This window comes from Candidatus Manganitrophus morganii (assembly GCA_021651055.1).
Taxonomy (GTDB): Bacteria; Nitrospirota; Nitrospiria; order SBBL01; family Manganitrophaceae; genus Manganitrophus; species Manganitrophus morganii.
Genome location: JAJHOH010000001.1, coordinates 832085 through 849191, shown reverse-complemented (window position 1 = coordinate 849191; position 17107 = coordinate 832085). Strand labels below are relative to the sequence as shown.

The window sequence follows — 17107 nt, the reverse complement described above, 5'->3', positions numbered from 1 at the left end:
TGAGGCCGGAATGTTCGGGACAAACAGAGAGGATGATTCGTTACGAGGGAAACGAGATTCCTTTTTTCTCGACCAGGAGCTTTGTCGCCTCCTCCGCCGCCAGCGGACGGCTGAAGAAGTATCCTTGCATGCCGTCGCATTTCAGTGATCGGAGGAAGGCGAGCTGCTCGGCCGTTTCCACCCCTTCCGCGACGACCTTCAGCTTAAGGCTATGGGCCATATTGATGATGGCGCTGGTGATGGCGGCGTCATCCGGATCGGTTGTGATATCGCTGACAAAAGAGCGATCGACCTTCAAGTTGGAGATCGGAAAGCGCTTGAGATAACTCAACGAGGAGTAGCCGGTCCCGAAGTCGTCGACGGAGATCTGTATCCCCATGCCCTCGAGCTCGGAGAGAACCGAGGTGATGATTTCAATCTTTTGCATCAAGATGCTCTCGGTCAATTCAAGCTCCAGGAACTCTGCGCCGAGCCCGGTTTCGGTCAAGATTCGCCGGACCGTCTCAATCAAGTTTCTCTGCTGGAACTGGCGTCCGGAGAGATTGACCGCAACCCGGATCGGCGGAAGGCCGGCCTCCTGCCACGCTTTATTCTGAGCGCAGGCGGTGCGAAGCACCCATTCTCCGATCGGCAGGATCAATCCGGTCTCTTCGGCGAGCGGAATGAATTTCGCGGGGGAGATCAGCCCCGATTCGGCGTGATGCCAGCGGACCAGGGCTTCCATCCCGACAATCGCTCCCGTGTTTAAATCGACCTGAGGCTGATAGTGCAAAAGAAATTCATTCTTCTCCAGCGCCTTCCGAAGGGAGTTTTCCATGGCGAGCCGCTCGGAGACCTTTGCATTCATTTCGGGAAGATAGAATTGGTAGTTGTTGCGTCCCTGTTCCTTCGCGCGATAAAGGGCGGTGTCGGCATTTCTCAGCAGCTTATCAGGGGTGTCCCCGTCGTTGGGGTAGAGGCTGATCCCGACGCTGGGGGTGACAAAAAGCTCATGCCCCTCGACAAAGAAGGGGGTCATAAAAATATTGACGATCCTTTGGACCACGATCGGGACATCTTGCGTCTGGGCGATGTCGGTGAGCAGGAGGGTGAATTCGTCTCCACCGAGGCGCGCAACCGTCCCGTTCATGGCGTTTAGACGGGCGACCGTGTCGGTCCGGCGGAGGCAGATGTTCAGCCGGTCGGCAACCCCTTTGAGGAGAAGATCCCCGACACCATGCCCGAGTGTGTCGTTGATCAGCTTGAAGCGATCGAGATCGAGAAAGAGAACCGCCACCAGCCGTTGATGCCGCTTCGCTGTCATCAACGCCAGCCGGAGATGCTCCATAAATAAAGCCCGGTTCGGCAAACCGGTTAAAGAATCATGGTTGGCGAGGTATTGTAAACGCTCTTCGGAGAGTTTTCTCTCGGTGATATCGATCACGAAGCCTTCCAGGGTCAGCAGTTTCCCATTAGACGCAAAGATCCCGATTCCTTGCTCCCACACCCACTTCTCGTTTTGAGCGGCATCCACCATTCGATAGACCAATTTGAACGAGTGTTTCTCCTTGAGAGCGGTCTTGATGTCCGCTTCGATCCGCTCCAGATCGTCGGGATGGACCAGTTTAGCGAAAGAGATTTTCGTGTTTCCGATCAGGTCGGAGGGAGGATAGCCGGTCAACTCCAATGCTCCCTCGCTGGCAAACTCCATCGTCCGGTCCGGGTCATATTTGCAGCGATAGGCCATCCCCGGGAGATTGCCCATCAGTGTGGAGAGCACCCGCTGGCTTTCCCGCAGCGCCTCCTCCGATTTCTTCCTTTCCGTAATATCCTGAGCCAGCGAAATGATTCCCTGGATCTGTCCCGCCGCGTCTCTCATGACGGAACCGGAGATCAAAACGGGAATTCTTCTCCCGTCTTTCGAAAGGTAGGTGCTTTCAAATACACCCGAGCCCATTCCCTTAAAGGGGGAGTCATCTGCAAAAATAAACTCAACCGGCCGGCCGACGAGCTCCTCTTCGGTATACTTCAACAGATTCCGGGTCGCCCGGTTAATCGTTTTGATCAGACCATCCGGATCGATCACGATGAGGGCATTCATCATGCTATCGACGATGGAGTCGACGTAGTCTTTATCGAGGGAGGTCGCCTTTTCTGTCTTCAATCTGTTTTTCCGATCAATTCTGTTTTGTAGCGCTTCTTCAGAGGATTCCCTCCGAATGTGGGATGTCGAAACACCAATGAATCAGCAAAGAAAGCAGGACTTTCCCATTCATTGTAGGAGCCGACCCTCTTTAGTTTACTACCTCTTGATTTTCTGTCAATTCTTCACTTCCCCACCATGGCTCGGATTAAGGAGTTATCACTGCGCCGTGAACCGGTCGAGAGGTTCGGACCGGTATGGTCACTCGGATCGATCGTTCTTATCCCTCACGGCCATCCGGATGGGGCTGATCTACCCGGTCTGTCGTGCTATTTGTTTGACAATCTAAGCCTTTTTAAATAGAATGGTTAAATTTCAATCAGTTTGATTTCTCAACTTATTTGCGAAGAGGGTGGAGTGGAATTTCAACGAATCAAACGGCTGCCGCCATACGTGTTCAATGTCGTCAACGCCATGAAAATTGACGCCCGCCGCCGGGGCGAAGACATCATCGATTTCGGAATGGGAAACCCGGACCAGCCGACCCCGACGCACATCGTTGAAAAGGCCATCGAAGCGCTCGAAAACTCAAAAAACCACCGTTACTCCGCCTCCAAGGGGATCACGAAGCTTCGGCTGGCGATCACCGATTGGTATAAGCGGAATTATGCAGTGGAGTTGGACCCCGATACCGAAGCAATCGTGACCATCGGCTCCAAAGAAGGGATCTCGCATTTGGCTTTGGCGACGCTCGGCCCGGGGGATGTGGTGCTGGTTCCCAGTCCGACCTATCCGATCCACCCCTACAGTGTCGTCATTGCCGGCGGGGAGGTCCGCTCCATCCCGCTGGCGCCCGGACGCGATTTTTTCGAGGACATGATCACCGCCTTCAAGCAAACCTGGCCCCGTCCGAAAATGTTGATCATCAATTTTCCGCACAATCCGACCACGCAGGTCGTCGAACTTGATTTCTTCAAGAAGATCGTCGATTTCGCGCGCGAGAATCAGGTTCTGGTGGTCCATGATCTGGCCTATGCCGATCTGGTTTTCGACGGCTATAAAGCGCCGAGCTTCCTTCAGGTGCCCGGGGCGAAGGAGGTCGGCGTCGAATTTTATACCCTTTCAAAAAGCTACAACATGCCGGGATGGCGCGTCGGCTTCTGCGTCGGAAATCGGGAGATGATCGGGGCCTTGACCAAGCTGAAGAGCTATCTCGACTACGGGATCTTTCAACCGGTTCAGATCGCCGCGATCATCGCGCTGAACGGACCGCAGGATTGCGTCGGTGAGGTGGTGGAGCTCTACCGCCGTCGGCGGAATGTCCTGGTCGACGGCTTAAACCGGATCGGCTGGAAAATTGAGAAGCCGAAGGCGACGATGTTTGTCTGGGCGCAGATTCCGGAGCCGTTCCGGCAGATGGGGTCGCTCGAGTTCTCCAAGCTTCTCTTGACGGAGGCGAAGGTCGCCGTCGCTCCCGGGATCGGGTTCGGAGAATACGGCGACGATCATGTCCGCTTCGCCTTGGTCGAGAACGAACACCGGACGCGTCAGGCGATTCAGGGGATCAAGAAGGTTCTCAAGGGGAAATAGCTTTTAACGATGAAATCATCCATCAAAGTCGGCTTTATCGGTTTTGGGACCGTCGCCACCGGCGCGGTGAAGATTCTGACCGAACAGAAGGGGCTGATCCGAAGGCGGCTCGGCTGTCCGATCGAGATCGTTCAGATCGCCGACCTCGACGTCAAACGAAGCCGGGGGGTTTCCCTTCCAAAGGGGGTTCTGACGACCGATGCCATGAAGGTCGTCCGGCATCCCGAGATCGATATCGTCGTGGAGCTGATCGGGGGATATGATCCGGCGCGGCAGTTCCTCCTGGAGGCGATCCGGCGGGGAAAACAGGTCGTCACCGCGAACAAAGCGCTGCTCGCCGCCCACGGGGAGGAGATCTTTCGCGCGGCGGTGGAGCAGGGGGTCGATGTCGGATTCGAGGGGAGCGTCGGCGGCGGCATCCCGATCATCCACGCGATCAAGGAAGGCTTGGCGGCCGAGAAGATCGCGGCGATTTATGGGATCGTCAACGGCACCTGCAATTACATCCTGACGAAGATGACCGACGAGGGGAAAAAGTTCTCCGAGGTCCTTGCCGAGGCGCAGCGGCTCGGTTATGCCGAGGCCGATCCGACCCTCGATATCGGCGGGGCCGACTCAGCGCACAAGCTGGCGATTTTGACCTGCCTCGCCTTCGGGACGGCGGTTCCGCTCAAGGAGATCTACACGGAAGGGGTCGACAAGGTGACGCCGCTCGACATCGCTTTCGCCGAGGAGTTCGGCTACAAGATTAAGCTCCTCGCTATCGCGAAAGCGGCCGACGGCGAGATCGAGGCCCGCGTTCATCCGACGATGATCCCCAAGGAGTATCTCCTCTCCCGGGTCGGCGGGGTCCATAACGCGATCTACCTTGTCGGAGAAGCGATCGGAGAAGCGCTCTTTTACGGGCGGGGCGCGGGAAGTCTTCCGACGGGGAGCGCGGTGGTCAGCGACCTGATCGACATTTCCAGAAATATCTTAAAGGGGGCGAGCGGCCGGGTTCCGCCGGCCTCCTTCCTGCCGGAAGCCCGGCCGGCGCTTCGGATCAAGCAGATGGACGAGATCGAAAGCCTCTACTATCTCCGGTTTATGGCCGAGGATCGGCCGGGGGTTCTCAGCAAGATCTCCGGCGTGCTCGGGAAGCACCGGATCAGCATCTCGTCGGTTATCCAACAGGGAAGAAAGGCCGGGGGAAATGTCCCGCTGGTGATGATGACCCATCGCGCCAAGGAGAGGGACGTCCAAGAGGCGCTCTCTAAAATCAATCGAATGGATTACGTCTCGGAGCCGACCATGCTGATTCGTGTGGAGGGTGAAGATGAGTGACACTCCGAAAAGTCGGTTGGGAAGTTTCGCCGTGAATCAACGATGGCCCGGGATCATTGAAGCATACAGAGAGTTCCTTCCGGTCACCGACCGGACCCCGGTCATCACATTGCATGAGGGAAACACGCCGCTCATCCCGGCGCCGCGGCTCGCCGCGGCGGCGCACGCCGACATCGATCTCTATCTCAAATTCGAGGGGGAGAACCCGACCGGCTCCTTCAAAGACCGGGGGATGACCCTGGCGATCTCGAAGGCGAAGGAGGAGGGGGCCAAGGCGGTCATCTGCGCCTCCACCGGAAATACCTCCGCTTCCGCCTCGGCCTACAGCGCGCGCGCAGGAATGAAAGCGTATGTCTTGATCCCGGAGGGAAAGATCTCCCTCGGCAAGTTGGCCCAGGCGATGATCCACCGGGCCACGGTGATCCAGGTGGATGGGAACTTCGATGAGGCGCTGGAACTGGTGAAGCAGGTGGCGGAGAAGTATCCGATCACCCTGGTCAACTCGATCAACCCCTATCGGCTTGAAGGGCAAAAGACGGCGGCTTTTGAAGTTTGCGATCACCTGGGAACACCGCCGACCTATCATTTTCTGCCGGTCGGCAATGCAGGCAACATCACCGCCTATTGGAAGGGTTACAAAGAGTACTTCCATCGCGGAAAGGTGACGGCGTTGCCGAAGATGATCGGTTTTCAGGCGGCTGGCGCCGCGCCGATCGTCCTCGGACATGTGGTCGAGAAGCCCCGAACGATCGCCACCGCCATCCGCATCGGGAACCCGGCCAGTTGGAAATTGGCCGTGGAGGCGGCGGCCGAATCGAAGGGGGAGATCAATTTGGTGACCGACGATGAAATCGTCGAGGCCTATCGGATGATCGCCGGTTTGGAAGGGGTCTTCTGCGAGCCGGCCTCGGCCGCCGGGGTGGCCGGCGTGGTCAAGTTGAGCAAGCGGGGATTTTTCAAGAAGGGGGACAGGGTTGTTTGCACGCTGACCGGCCACGGCCTGAAGGATGCCGACTTTTCGATGAGCATCGCGCAAAAGCCGACGACGATCAAGGCGCGCCTGGATGATGTTCTGAAGGTTTTGGGATTTTGAGGGAAGGGCGACGCATGCGTCGCCCCTACAAATAAAAATTCGAATGAAATACGTTGTTTTGGTTGCGGACGGAATGGCTGACCGGCCGATCGAAGCGCTCGGCGGGAGGACGCCGCTTGAAGCGGCGAAAACACCCAACATCGATCTTCTTGCGACCTGCGGTGAAATCGGCTTGGTCCGGACGACGCCGGATGGATTCGTTCCGGGGAGTGATGTCGCACACCTGTCGATCCTTGGATATGACCCGCGCCGGTTTTATTCCGGGAGAGGCGCGCTTGAGTCGGCCGGGATGGAAGTCTTGCTTAATGAGGGGGATGTCGCCTTCCGCTGCAACCTTGTGACCCTTCGGGACCGGCAGAAGGGATATGCCTTCAACGAGCTCTCCTCCCGGGTATTTTTAGAGGATCCCACGGCGGGGAAGATCGGTGATGAGGAGGCCCGGGAACTGATCGATCTGCTCAACAATCTGCTCGGGAGCGATCAGATTCAGTTTTATGCAGGAAAAGGATATCGACACCTGATGGTGTGGGTCCACGGCGCCTTGAAGGTGGAGTGCCTCCCGCCTCACAAGCTGGTCGATAAGGAGATTGTCTCGGTCTTCCCCCGCGGCGCCGACAAAGGGGTTTTAAAGAAGCTGGTTCAGAGCGCCTTTACCGTTTTATTGGACCATCCGGTCAACGAAGAGCGGATTGCGCGAGGGGAGCGGCCGGCCAACGGCGTCTGGTTCTGGGGGCCCGGGCGAGAGGTTCCACTGCCTCCCTTCTCAACGCGATTTTCAAAGGGCGGGGCGCTGATCTCGGAGGCCGATCTCCTGCGCGGCTTAGGGCGAAAAACAGGAATGAAGGTCATTGATGTCCCCGTCGGCGACGATGCGGCAAAGGTGAAGGCGGCCTCCGAAGCGCTCGAAGGACATGATCTGGTCTATCTTCATTTTGAAGCGTGTGATGCGGCGGGGCATGCAGGCGACCTGCAGTTGAAAATGGAGGCGATCGAGCGTTTTGATCGGCAGCTCGTCGGCCCGTTGCTCTCTCAACTGAGAGAGAAGGGGCCGTGGCGGCTGCTTCTTCTCTCGGATCACGCCACGCCGGTATCGAGCCGGGACGCGGCCGGCGATCCGGTCCCCTTTCTCCTCTGCCGGGGTCTCGACGGAAAAAAAGAGGAGCGCCCCTTCTCGGAGAGGGAAGCGGCCGGAAGCGCGAATTTCTGGTCCGAAGGCCATCGATTGATGGAGCATTTTTTAAAAGCATAAACAGGGGATGGGGTTTATTTAAATGTTGATTGTTCAAAAATTCGGCGGGACCTCCGTCGGAACCACCGACCGGATTAAAAATGTGGCGCGGCGGGTCGCGCAGGCGCGGGCGGAGGGAAACGATGTCGTGGTGGTCGTCTCCGCGATGAGCGGGGAGACCGATCGGTTGATCGGGCTTGCCCACCAGATTTCCCCCCTTCCCGATCAGCGCGAAATGGACATGCTGATTTCGACCGGAGAGCGGGTGACGATCGCCCTGCTGGCGATGGCCCTTCAGGAATCGGGGGTGGCGGCGCGCTCTTTCACCGGAAGACAGGTCGGCATCTTGACCGATGCCGTCCACACCAACGCCCGGATCGAGCAGATCACCGCGGAGCGGTTGAAGGAATCGCTCGCCGAGGGGGTTGTCCCGGTGGTGGCCGGTTTTCAGGGGATCAATCAGCGGTCGGATGTGACGACCCTCGGCCGGGGGGGCTCCGATACCACCGCCGTCGCATTGGCCGCCGCGCTGAAGGCCGATCTCTGCGACATTTATACCGACGTCGACGGGGTCTATACGACCGACCCGAATATCGTTCCGAATGCAAGAAAGTTGTCGAAGATCTCCTATGAGGAGATGCTGGAGATGGCGAGCCTGGGGGCGAAGGTGCTCCAGACCCGTTCGGTGGAATTTGCAATGAAATATCAGGTTCCGGTCCGTGTCCGGTCGAGCTTCAACGACCACGAGGGGACCCTGGTGACAAAGGAGGATCTAGAGATGGAGCAAGAGGTCGTCTCGGGGGTGACCTACGATAAAAATCAGGCGAAAGTAACCCTCCTCGGCGTGCCCGACCGGCCGGGGATCGCCTCGAAAATTTTCGGCACCCTCGCCCGGGAGAATGTGGTCGTCGATATGATCATCCAGAACGTAAGCCAGGGAGGGATGACCGATATCTCCTTTACCGTCCCGAAGGGGGATGCGCGGCGGGCGAAAGAGACCCTTTCCAAATTGGCGGAAGAGATGGGGGTGCAGGACATTCAATTGACGGAGAACATCGCCAAGGTCTCGATCGTCGGGGTCGGGATGCGCTCCCACTCCGGGGTGGCGGCCAAGATGTTTTCCAGCCTGGCGGCGGAGGGGATCAACATCATGATGATCTCCACCTCCGAAATCAAAATCTCCTGCGTCATCGATTCGAAGTATACCGAGCTGGCGGTCCGGACCCTTCATGATGTTTTCGAGCTGAGCAAGACCCCGCCGCAGAAGAGCGAAAAGGGCAAAGCCAAGACGGTGAGGCGGGCTTCAAAATAAAAGGTCTTTGCGGGCGCGAGCGACGCTCGAAGAGGTCTCACAACCGCAAAGACAGGAGTGACCATGCAGATCGTTGAGATCTACGATACCACGTTACGCGACGGCGCACAGTCGGAGGATGTCTCCTTCTCCGTCGAGGATAAGCTTCGCATCGTCCAGAAGCTCGATGAGCTCGGCCTTCATTACATCGAAGGAGGATGGCCGGGGGCGAACCCGAAGGACATCACCTTCTTCGAGGAGATGAAAAAAATCCCGCTCAAGTCGTCCAAGCTCGTCGCTTTCGGCGCCACGCGGAAATCGAGAAACAAGGTCTCGGAAGATCCCAACATCAAAGCACTGGCCGAGGCCGGGACTGAGGTCGTCACCCTTTTCGGCAAGAGCTGGGACTTGCACGTCACCGAGGCGCTCGGGATCACGCTCAAGAAGAATCTGGAGATCATCTCCGATTCGATCGAGTACCTTCGCTCTCAGGGGAAGCGGGTTTTTTACGATGCGGAACATTTCTTCAGCGGTTATCTGGCGAAGCCCGACTACGCGCTGAAGACGCTGGAAGCGGCCAAGCGGGCCGGCGCGGAATGCATCATCCTCTGCGACACCAACGGCGGAACGATGCCGTGGCAGCTCCGCGAAGCGCTGGAGGTGGTTCAGCGCGAGATCGGCGGCTCGCTCGGCATCCACACGCACAACGACTCCGAGATGGCGGTGGCGAACGCCTTGACGGCGGTCGAAATCGGCGTGACTCAAGTGCAGGGGACGATGAACGGTTTCGGGGAGCGCTGCGGAAACGCCAACCTCTGCTCGCTCCTCCCGAATCTGAAATTGAAAATGAAGATCAACTGCATCGCCGACGGCCAGCTCAAGCGGTTGAGAGAAGTTTCTCACTTCGTCAGCGAGATCGCCAATCTCCCCCACAACAAACACCAGCCGTATGTCGGCGACGCCGCCTTCGCCCACAAGGGGGGGATTCATGTCCACGCCGTCCGGAAGAATGCGGAAACATACGAGCATGTCGCTCCGAGCAAAGTGGGAAATCGGCAGCGGGTCCTGATCTCCGACAACGCCGGAAAGAGCAACCTTCTGGAGAAGGCGAAGGAGTTCCGGATCAACCTGGCGAGCGACAGCCCGCATCTTACGGAAATTCTCGAACAACTCAAAGAGCGGGAGCACCAGGGCTACCAGTTCGAGGGGGCGGAGGGCTCCTTCGAGCTGATGATGAAGAAGGCGCTCGGAAAACATCAGAAGTTTTTCGACCTGGTCGGTTTCCGCGTGATCGTCGAAAAACGAAAAGGAAGCGAGGAGACCTTCTGCGAGGCGACCATTATGGTCGAGGTAGGGGGCCAGGTGGAGCACACCGCGGCGACCGGAAACGGACCGGTCAATGCGCTCGACCACGCACTTCGAAAGGCGCTCGAAAAGTTTTATCCGGCCCTCTCTCAGGTCAAGCTCCTCGATTATAAGGTCCGCGTCTTGACCGCCAGCGACGGGACCGGATCGAAGGTCCGGGTCTTGATCGAATCGGGCGACGGCGAGAAGAATTGGGGGACGGTCGGGGTTTCCGAAAACATCATCGAAGCCAGCTGGCAAGCATTGGTGGACAGCATCGAGTACAAACTATTGAACAGCTGAGCGCCGCGCCGTTTCAGGCGCGCTTGCGTGTTTACCATCGGTCGGCCTATAATTTAGGAAATGAGAAATCGCTCGATGCAGATTGCGAAAGATAGGCTGACCTCCATCCTCCCCCTCCTTATTGTTATTCTCTTCGTCTCCTGCACGGAGCAAACCGCATCGACCCCGGTCGTCGCCTCCGCTCCCGAGCCGCACTTCGAAGAGATCGAGCCGATCGGCGAGATCCCCGCGCGCGAGCTCCTCATCACGGAGAAGGCCTTCATCCGGGTGGCGAAGCGGGTCACGCCGGCGGTGGTAAACATCAGCACCGTCCACTTCGTCCGTCATCCCGATTCCGCTCAAGATAGAGGGCTTTTTCAGGACTTCCTGGGAGAGCTCTTCAAGGACCCTCCCCGCCGGGAGTTCCGGCAGAGGAGCCTCGGCTCCGGCTTCATCATCAGCAGAGACGGCTACATCATCACCAACCATCATGTCATTTCCGAGGCGGACAAAATCACGATCAAGCTTTCGGACCGGAGAGAATTCATCGGAACGATTATCGGAAAAGACCCCAAAACCGATCTCGCGATCATCAAGATTCCCCCTCAATCCGATCTGCCGGTGGCCGACCTCGGCGACTCGGGCCGGCTTCAGGTGGGAGAGTGGGCGATTGCGATCGGAAACCCCTTCGGCCTTGACCGGACGGTGACCGTCGGCGTCATCAGCGCGACCGGAAGGACCGACCTCGGCCTGACGGATCAGGACAACTTTATCCAAACCGACGCCTCAATCAACTTCGGAAACAGCGGCGGCCCTCTCCTCAATGCCAAGGGGGAGGTGATCGGCATCAACACCGCCATCGTCGCCACGGGACAAGGGATCGGCTTCGCCATTCCGATCAACATGGCGAAAACCGTCGTCGAGGAATGGGTCGATAAAGGAACCATCAGCCAGGGCCGCCTGGCCCTGCCGTAGCCCGAAATACCGACCTGCCTTGAAGATCCCGTGATTTTCGATTGATCTTTTTCTCCGAGTGGATCTCACCGCCGAAGGTTTCCAAGGGCGGAAAATAGACGGTAAGGCCGGATATTCCTCTTCTCTTCCGTATTCCCTACGAATAAAACACTTGACATTATCGGCAACCTATTGTATTTTATGGCCAATTTGCAAGCTCTCCGAGAGAGAGACTGTCTTCAAGAATAAACCCAGCCGAAATGGACCGAAGAAAGGGGTCACGATGAGAAAAGCCGACATCGCCAATGAAGTCTTCGACAAGTTAGGAATCTCTAAGAAGGAATCGGCCGATATTCTTGAAGTCATACTGAATTCAATCAAGGAGGTCCTCAAGAAAGGGGAGATGGTCAAGGTCGCCGGTTTTGGAAATTTTGTCGTTCGACAGAAGCGGGCTCGGAAGGGTCGAAATCCAAAGACAGGCGAGGAGATCGGAATCACCCCCCGCCGTGTGGTGACATTCAGACCGAGCCAGGTCTTTAAAAAGTTCGTCAACCAGTAGGCATAGGAGAGGATGCAGGACAAACTCTTTTATAAGATTGGGGAGGTCAGTCAGCTCACCGGCCTGGAAGCATACGTCCTCCGTTTTTGGGAATCGGAGTTTCCGGCCCTTCATCCGAAGAAGAGTAAAGGAAACCAACGGGTCTACACGAAGCGGGAGATCGATCTGATCCTTCAGATCAAGAAGCTCCTTTACCAGGAGGGGATGACGATCGCGGGGGCGAAGAAGAAATTGAACGGCGCCCCCGTTCCATCGGATCCGCCGATGAGAGAACCCCGTCACGAAGAGACCCTCGATCGGGTTCGAAGGGAACTGGAAGAAGTTTTACACATTTTAAGTTAGGCGGGGCGTAGCGCAGCCTGGTAGCGCACTCGTTTGGGGTGCGAGTGGTCGCTGGTTCAAATCCAGTCGCCCCGACCAATTTGTAGGTGAGCGGTCCATCTTTCGTGAAGAGAGGTCAGACCGCTCACCGACAGGCCCAGGGTCATTGAGATAAGATCTGAAAGCTGCTTGGCAGCTTTTTTTGTTTTGTGCAGGGGCGCCGCGCCTCTGCTCCGGTAAGGGTAGAAAGGTTTTTGTTTTGAGCAAGAAGGAAAAGCTCATTCTGGCGACGAATGATGACGGCGTCCACTCGCCCGGCCTGCATCAGCTGGCCGACGCACTCAAAGAGGTCGGCAAGGTGGTGGTGATCGCCCCCGATCGTGAACGGAACGCGGCGGGCCATGCCTTGACTCTTCATAAGCCGCTTCGCGCCGATGAGCTCCGTCCGGGGGTGTTCAGCGTCAACGGGACGCCGACCGACTGCGTCAATCTCGGGGTGCTCTACTTATTGAAGAACGCGCGGCCCGATTTGATCGTCTCCGGGATCAATAAGGGAGGGAATCTCGGCGACGACGTGACCTATTCCGGGACGGTCTCTGCGGCGATGGAGGGGACCCTTCTCGGAATTCCTTCGATCGCTTTCTCCCAACTGGGCGACGGCCAGTATCACTTCGAAACGGCGGCGCGGTTTGCCGTCGGGCTGGTGCGGCTGGTTCTGAAGGAGGGGCTTTCGCGGGAGGTCTTCCTCAACGTCAATGCCCCGAATCTTCCCCCGAACGAGATCAAGGGTGTTCGGATCACCACGCTCGGCAAGCGGGTTTTCGACGACAGCACCATCATCGAGAACACCGATCCGCGCGGGAGAAAATATTTCTGGATCGGCCTCAACGGAATGAAATGGGAGAAGCGGAAGAATTCCGATCATGAGGCGGTCGAGCGCGGGGAGATCTCGGTGACCCCGCTTCATCTCGATCTCACCCATCACGAAACGGTCGAACGGCTCCGCTCCTGGAAAGAGCAGCTGGAGACGGAGATCGGTTGAGGTGAGGCCCAAAGTAAGGGATTTTCCATTTATCGTTTTCCATTTTTCATTTCCGATTTTAAAATGGCAAATGAGCGCAAATGAGCGCAAATGAGCAATGATAAATGATAAATGGAAAATCGCCTCACCCTTCTTTTATCTGCGTTTTTGCATAGGATAAGACCGATCATGAATCATTTTGAGACCGCGCGGCGCCGCATGGTCGAAGACCAGCTGATCCCCAGGGGGATCAAGGACGAGCGGGTGCTGGCGGCGATGCGGAAGGTCCCCCGGCATCTCTTCGTCGAGGAGGCGTTTCGCGACCGGGCCTATGGCGACCATGCCCTTCCGATCGGGGAGAGGCAGACGATCTCCCAGCCGTACATGGTGGCGTTGATGTCGGAGGCGCTGGCGCTGAAGGGGACCGAGAAGGTGTTGGAGATTGGGACCGGATCGGGCTATCAGACGGCGGTGCTGGCGGAATTGGCGGCGCGGGTCTGCTCGATCGAGCGGATTCAATTCTTGGTTTCGAAGGCGTGGAAGATGATTGAAGAGCTCGGCTACCGGAACGCCGTCATCCGACAGGCCGATGGCTCTTTCGGCTGGAAGGACGAGGCCCCGTTCGATGCGATCCTGGTCGCCGCGGGAGCGCCTCAGATTCCGTCGGTCTTAATGGATCAGCTCAAGGTCGGCGGGAGGATGGTGATCCCCATCGGAGAGCGGACGTCGCAAACGCTGAAGAAGATCGTCAAGGAAGAAAAAGGGCCTGTCACCGTCTCGATCACACCCTGTCTTTTTGTTCCGTTCTTGGGGGCGTCCGGTTGGAGCAAGGAAGAGGAATCGACGGGAACGGACGCTCATAAATGATACTGTCTGCATCTTGACACCGCAGCCCGCCTGAAATCATACTAGGCCGTTCAGCAGGAAAAATCGATGCTAAAAATCAGCAATACTCTTTCCGGCGAAAAGGAGCCGTGGTCCCCGATGATGGACAAAGAGGTCCGCCTCTATGTCTGCGGCGTGACCGTCTACGATCATTGCCACCTCGGCCATGCGCGGTCGGCGATCGTCTTCGATGTAGTCAGAAATTATCTGGAGTACAAGGGGCTCTCGGTGCACTATATCAAAAATTTCACCGATGTCGATGATAAGATCATCCGCCGTGCGCAGCAGGAGGGGAAGGAGTGGAAGGAGATTTCTGAAAAGTATATCGCCTCCTACGAAGAGGACATGGCCCGGCTGGGGGTGCGGCTTCCGACGGCGGCGCCGAAGGCGACCGAATACATCCCCGAAATGATCGGACTGATCGAGGCATTGATCTCGAAAGGGATCGCTTATCCTGTAGACGGGGATGTCTATTACGAGGTGGCGAAGTTTCCCTCGTATGGAAAGCTCTCGAAGCAGAAGCTCGACGAGATGATTTCGGGCGCGCGGGTGGAGGTCGATGAGCGAAAGAAAAGCCCGCTCGACTTCGCCCTCTGGAAATCGTCGAAGCCGGGGGAGCCGGCCTGGGAGAGCCCCTGGGGGATGGGGAGACCGGGGTGGCATATCGAGTGCTCGGCGATGTCGATGAAGCTGCTGGGGGAGACCCTCGATCTGCACGGCGGCGGCAAGGATTTGATCTTCCCGCATCATGAAAACGAAATCGCCCAATCGGAGGCGGCGACCGGAAAGGAGTTCGTCCGGACCTGGATTCACCATGGCTTCGTCACCGTCGATCAGGAGAAGATGTCGAAGTCGCTCGGCAATTTCTTCACGGTGAAAGAAATCTTCGAGAAGTCCCCTCGATTTCCAGAGGCGATGATCGCCGAGGTGATTCGCTTCTACCTTCTCTCGACCCATTATCGATCTCCGGTCGATTTTTCCGATCAGAGCCTCAAGACGGCGAAGAGCGGTCTCGATCATTTCTATGAGCTTTTTCAGAAGTTGGAGGAGATGAATTTGCAATCGATCTCTCCCGCAAACAGTGTTGCGGCCGGTTCGGAGTGGGATCGGTTCCGAGAGGCGTTCGAAGCGGCGATGGAGGATGACTTTAATACTGCCCGTGCGATCGGTGTGCTTCAGGAGTTTCGCTCCGAGGTCAATGCCCGGATGTCAAAGGGGGAAGATTCATTTCTAGGGATCGCGAAAGCGCTTCTGAAGGGGCTCGGCGGTGTCCTCGGCCTCTTCCGAAATCCTCCTTCCGAGTGGAGTCATCAACCCTGGGAGAAAGGTCTTCCAGCGAAGGCCGCGTTCGATGAGGCGGCGATCCAATCGCTCCTCCGCGAACGGGAGGAAGCGCGCCGGAAGAAAGATTGGAAGAAGTCGGATGAGATCCGGGATCGGCTGGCCCAAGCGGGGATTGTCCTCGAAGACCGGCCGGACGGGACAACGCGGGTGAAGCGATGAGAAGAGAGAAAACCCCCAGAGATCCAAAGCCAAGGGAGCCGCGGCCTTCGCTCTCCGTCGAAGAGGCGGTGATCTACGGGATCAATCCGGTCCTGGAGGCGCTCCGGGCGAAGCGGCTGAACAAGGTCTTCCTGGCGCCGGGCCGGGGCGGCCAGGAGGTCGACGAGATCCGGACCAGTGCCCGGCAGCAGCGGGCGACGGTCCAGACGGTTCCGCGCGATGTGCTCGACCGGATGGCCAAGACCGCCAAACATCAGGGGGTGGTCGGTCTTCTCTCGGCCCAAAGTTATACCGAGCTGGATGAGATTCTACAGGGAATTCGACGGCGCGGGGAAACTCCTTTTCTCCTGGTCCTCGACGAGGTCGAAGACCCGCGTAACTTGGGGGCGATCATCCGGACCGCCGATGCCGTCGGCGTCCATGGGGTAATCATCCCGGAGCGGCGCGCGGCCGGGTTGACCGGCGTGGTTTCGAAAGCGTCGGCCGGCGCGGTGGTTCATGTTCCCGTGGCGCGGGTGGTCAATATCTCGGCGACGATCGACCGGCTGAAAAAAGAGAACATCTGGACCGTCGGAATCGAGGCGGGAGCGCCGACCTCTTATTTGGAGTATGATTTTGCCGATCCGGTCGCCGTTGTCGTCGGCGCGGAAGGGAAAGGGGTCCATCAAAAAGTGCTCGAGCACTGCGATCAGGTCGTCTCACTGCCGATGCGGGGGAAGGTTTCTTCGCTCAACGTCTCGGTCGCCGTCGGCGTGGTCGCGTACGAAGTTTTAAGGCAACGCAACGAAAGATTAAAGAAAGGAGCAAATTAATGGAGGTATCACGCGACACCCATCTGAAATTGGCGTTCCTGCTCTGGGCGCTCGTCGGCACCGGTCTGCTAATCGCCGGAGGAATTTTTCTTTTCGGCGGACGAACGATGAGCGAGCTCGACCCGGCCAGGGGGACGCCCGGAATCGCCGAAGGGATCGGGCTGCTGATCGCGCTCATCACCGGATTCGCGAAGGGGAACTTTGTTCTCCCGAAGATCGCCAAAAAGAACATCGCCCGGATCGAGCAGCTTCCCGAGAAGAGCCCCTTCTACATGACCTTCAGCGTAAAAAGCTGGCTGTTGATCCTCGTTATGATTTTGATCGGCCGGACCATCCGTTTCTTCGGAGCGCCGGCGCTGGTCATCGGCGTCATCTACGTAGCGGTCGGTTTCGCTTTGGCCCTGGGGAGCCGGAGCTACCTGGTCGCGCCGTCGGTCCGCACAATGGAAAAGAAGATCCCTTCGTAACGAGGGGCTTCTTCATAAAAAGGAGGTGAGAAATGCCTGCATCCGAATCCGAATTCAAGGGAAACCCAATGCTGGTCTTGAGCCAGGGACCTGATGATAAGTTTCCGTTTCAGTTTGGCTTGAAGAAAGCGAAGCTGATTTTGGAGAATCTCGACGAGATCAAAAAATTCGTCGAAAAACATTCCAAGTAAAACCTGGCGATCGTCCTTACCGATCGAAGGTCTCTTTTCCGGCACCGGCCGAGCCCGCCAGACTCAATGCGGACCGGTCGGCGTTTGTGCATTCCGGTCATGATTTCGCCTCATTGATCTC

The 17107-nt window shown here is 57.5% G+C and carries 16 protein-coding genes and 1 tRNA gene; 16 read left to right on the top strand and 1 reads right to left on the bottom strand.

What is annotated here, in order from left to right:
• Positions 1-40: 40 nt before the first annotated feature.
• Complete coding sequence (locus MCM46_03830) at positions 41-2143, bottom strand: EAL domain-containing protein (GenBank protein MCG3110934.1); 2103 nt, start codon at positions 2141-2143, stop codon at positions 41-43.
• A 396-nt stretch (positions 2144-2539) separates the two neighbouring features.
• On the opposite strand from MCM46_03830, the gene alaC reads away from it, so the two are divergent.
• The 16 genes from alaC to MCM46_03750 all read left to right on the top strand — a co-directional run bounded on the left by alaC (position 2540) and on the right by MCM46_03750 (position 16986).
• On the top strand, positions 2540-3712 hold the full coding sequence (gene alaC, locus MCM46_03825) for an alanine transaminase (GenBank protein ID MCG3110933.1): 1173 nt from the start codon (positions 2540-2542) through the stop codon (positions 3710-3712).
• Between the two features lie 9 nt (positions 3713-3721).
• Entirely contained in the window at positions 3722-5035 is a 1314-nt protein-coding gene (locus MCM46_03820) for a homoserine dehydrogenase (protein ID MCG3110932.1), read from the top strand.
• On the top strand, positions 5028-6128 hold the full coding sequence (gene thrC, locus MCM46_03815) for a threonine synthase (protein MCG3110931.1): 1101 nt from the start codon (positions 5028-5030) through the stop codon (positions 6126-6128). The genes MCM46_03820 and thrC overlap by 8 nt, the downstream gene beginning before the upstream one ends.
• A gap of 43 nt (positions 6129-6171) precedes the next feature.
• A complete protein-coding gene (locus tag MCM46_03810) occupies positions 6172-7377 on the top strand; it encodes a cofactor-independent phosphoglycerate mutase (GenBank protein ID MCG3110930.1) in 1206 nt (401 codons plus the stop codon).
• A 22-nt stretch (positions 7378-7399) separates the two neighbouring features.
• The gene (locus MCM46_03805; GenBank protein ID MCG3110929.1) at positions 7400-8668 is read left to right on the top strand and encodes an aspartate kinase; all 1269 of its coding nucleotides are present in this window, start codon (positions 7400-7402) and stop codon (positions 8666-8668) included.
• A gap of 63 nt (positions 8669-8731) precedes the next feature.
• Complete coding sequence (gene cimA / locus MCM46_03800; protein MCG3110928.1) at positions 8732-10294, top strand: citramalate synthase; 1563 nt, start codon at positions 8732-8734, stop codon at positions 10292-10294.
• A 75-nt stretch (positions 10295-10369) separates the two neighbouring features.
• A complete protein-coding gene (locus tag MCM46_03795) occupies positions 10370-11248 on the top strand; it encodes a trypsin-like peptidase domain-containing protein (protein MCG3110927.1) in 879 nt (292 codons plus the stop codon).
• A 262-nt stretch (positions 11249-11510) separates the two neighbouring features.
• Positions 11511-11786, top strand: coding sequence for an integration host factor subunit alpha (locus MCM46_03790; GenBank protein ID MCG3110926.1), 276 nt, complete (start codon positions 11511-11513; stop codon positions 11784-11786).
• A 12-nt stretch (positions 11787-11798) separates the two neighbouring features.
• The gene (locus MCM46_03785) at positions 11799-12128 is read left to right on the top strand and encodes a MerR family transcriptional regulator (protein ID MCG3110925.1); all 330 of its coding nucleotides are present in this window, start codon (positions 11799-11801) and stop codon (positions 12126-12128) included.
• Between the two features lies 1 nt (position 12129).
• Positions 12130-12206, top strand: a tRNA-Pro gene (locus MCM46_03780).
• Positions 12207-12366: 160 nt separating this feature from the next.
• Positions 12367-13149 carry a 5'/3'-nucleotidase SurE gene (gene surE / locus MCM46_03775; protein MCG3110924.1) on the top strand — a complete coding sequence of 261 codons (783 nt, stop codon included), beginning with the start codon at positions 12367-12369 and terminating at the stop codon, positions 13147-13149.
• A gap of 168 nt (positions 13150-13317) precedes the next feature.
• On the top strand, positions 13318-13995 hold the full coding sequence (locus MCM46_03770; protein MCG3110923.1) for a protein-L-isoaspartate(D-aspartate) O-methyltransferase: 678 nt from the start codon (positions 13318-13320) through the stop codon (positions 13993-13995).
• Positions 13996-14061: 66 nt separating this feature from the next.
• Positions 14062-15516 carry a cysteine--tRNA ligase gene (gene cysS / locus MCM46_03765; protein ID MCG3110922.1) on the top strand — a complete coding sequence of 485 codons (1455 nt, stop codon included), beginning with the start codon at positions 14062-14064 and terminating at the stop codon, positions 15514-15516.
• Positions 15513-16328 carry a 23S rRNA (guanosine(2251)-2'-O)-methyltransferase RlmB gene (gene rlmB / locus MCM46_03760; GenBank protein MCG3110921.1) on the top strand — a complete coding sequence of 272 codons (816 nt, stop codon included), beginning with the start codon at positions 15513-15515 and terminating at the stop codon, positions 16326-16328. The genes cysS and rlmB overlap by 4 nt, the downstream gene beginning before the upstream one ends.
• Positions 16328-16795 carry a hypothetical protein gene (locus tag MCM46_03755; GenBank protein MCG3110920.1) on the top strand — a complete coding sequence of 156 codons (468 nt, stop codon included), beginning with the start codon at positions 16328-16330 and terminating at the stop codon, positions 16793-16795. The genes rlmB and MCM46_03755 overlap by 1 nt, the downstream gene beginning before the upstream one ends.
• Before the next feature lie 32 nt (positions 16796-16827).
• Positions 16828-16986, top strand: coding sequence for a hypothetical protein (locus MCM46_03750; protein MCG3110919.1), 159 nt, complete (start codon positions 16828-16830; stop codon positions 16984-16986).
• Positions 16987-17107 lie beyond the last annotated feature (121 nt).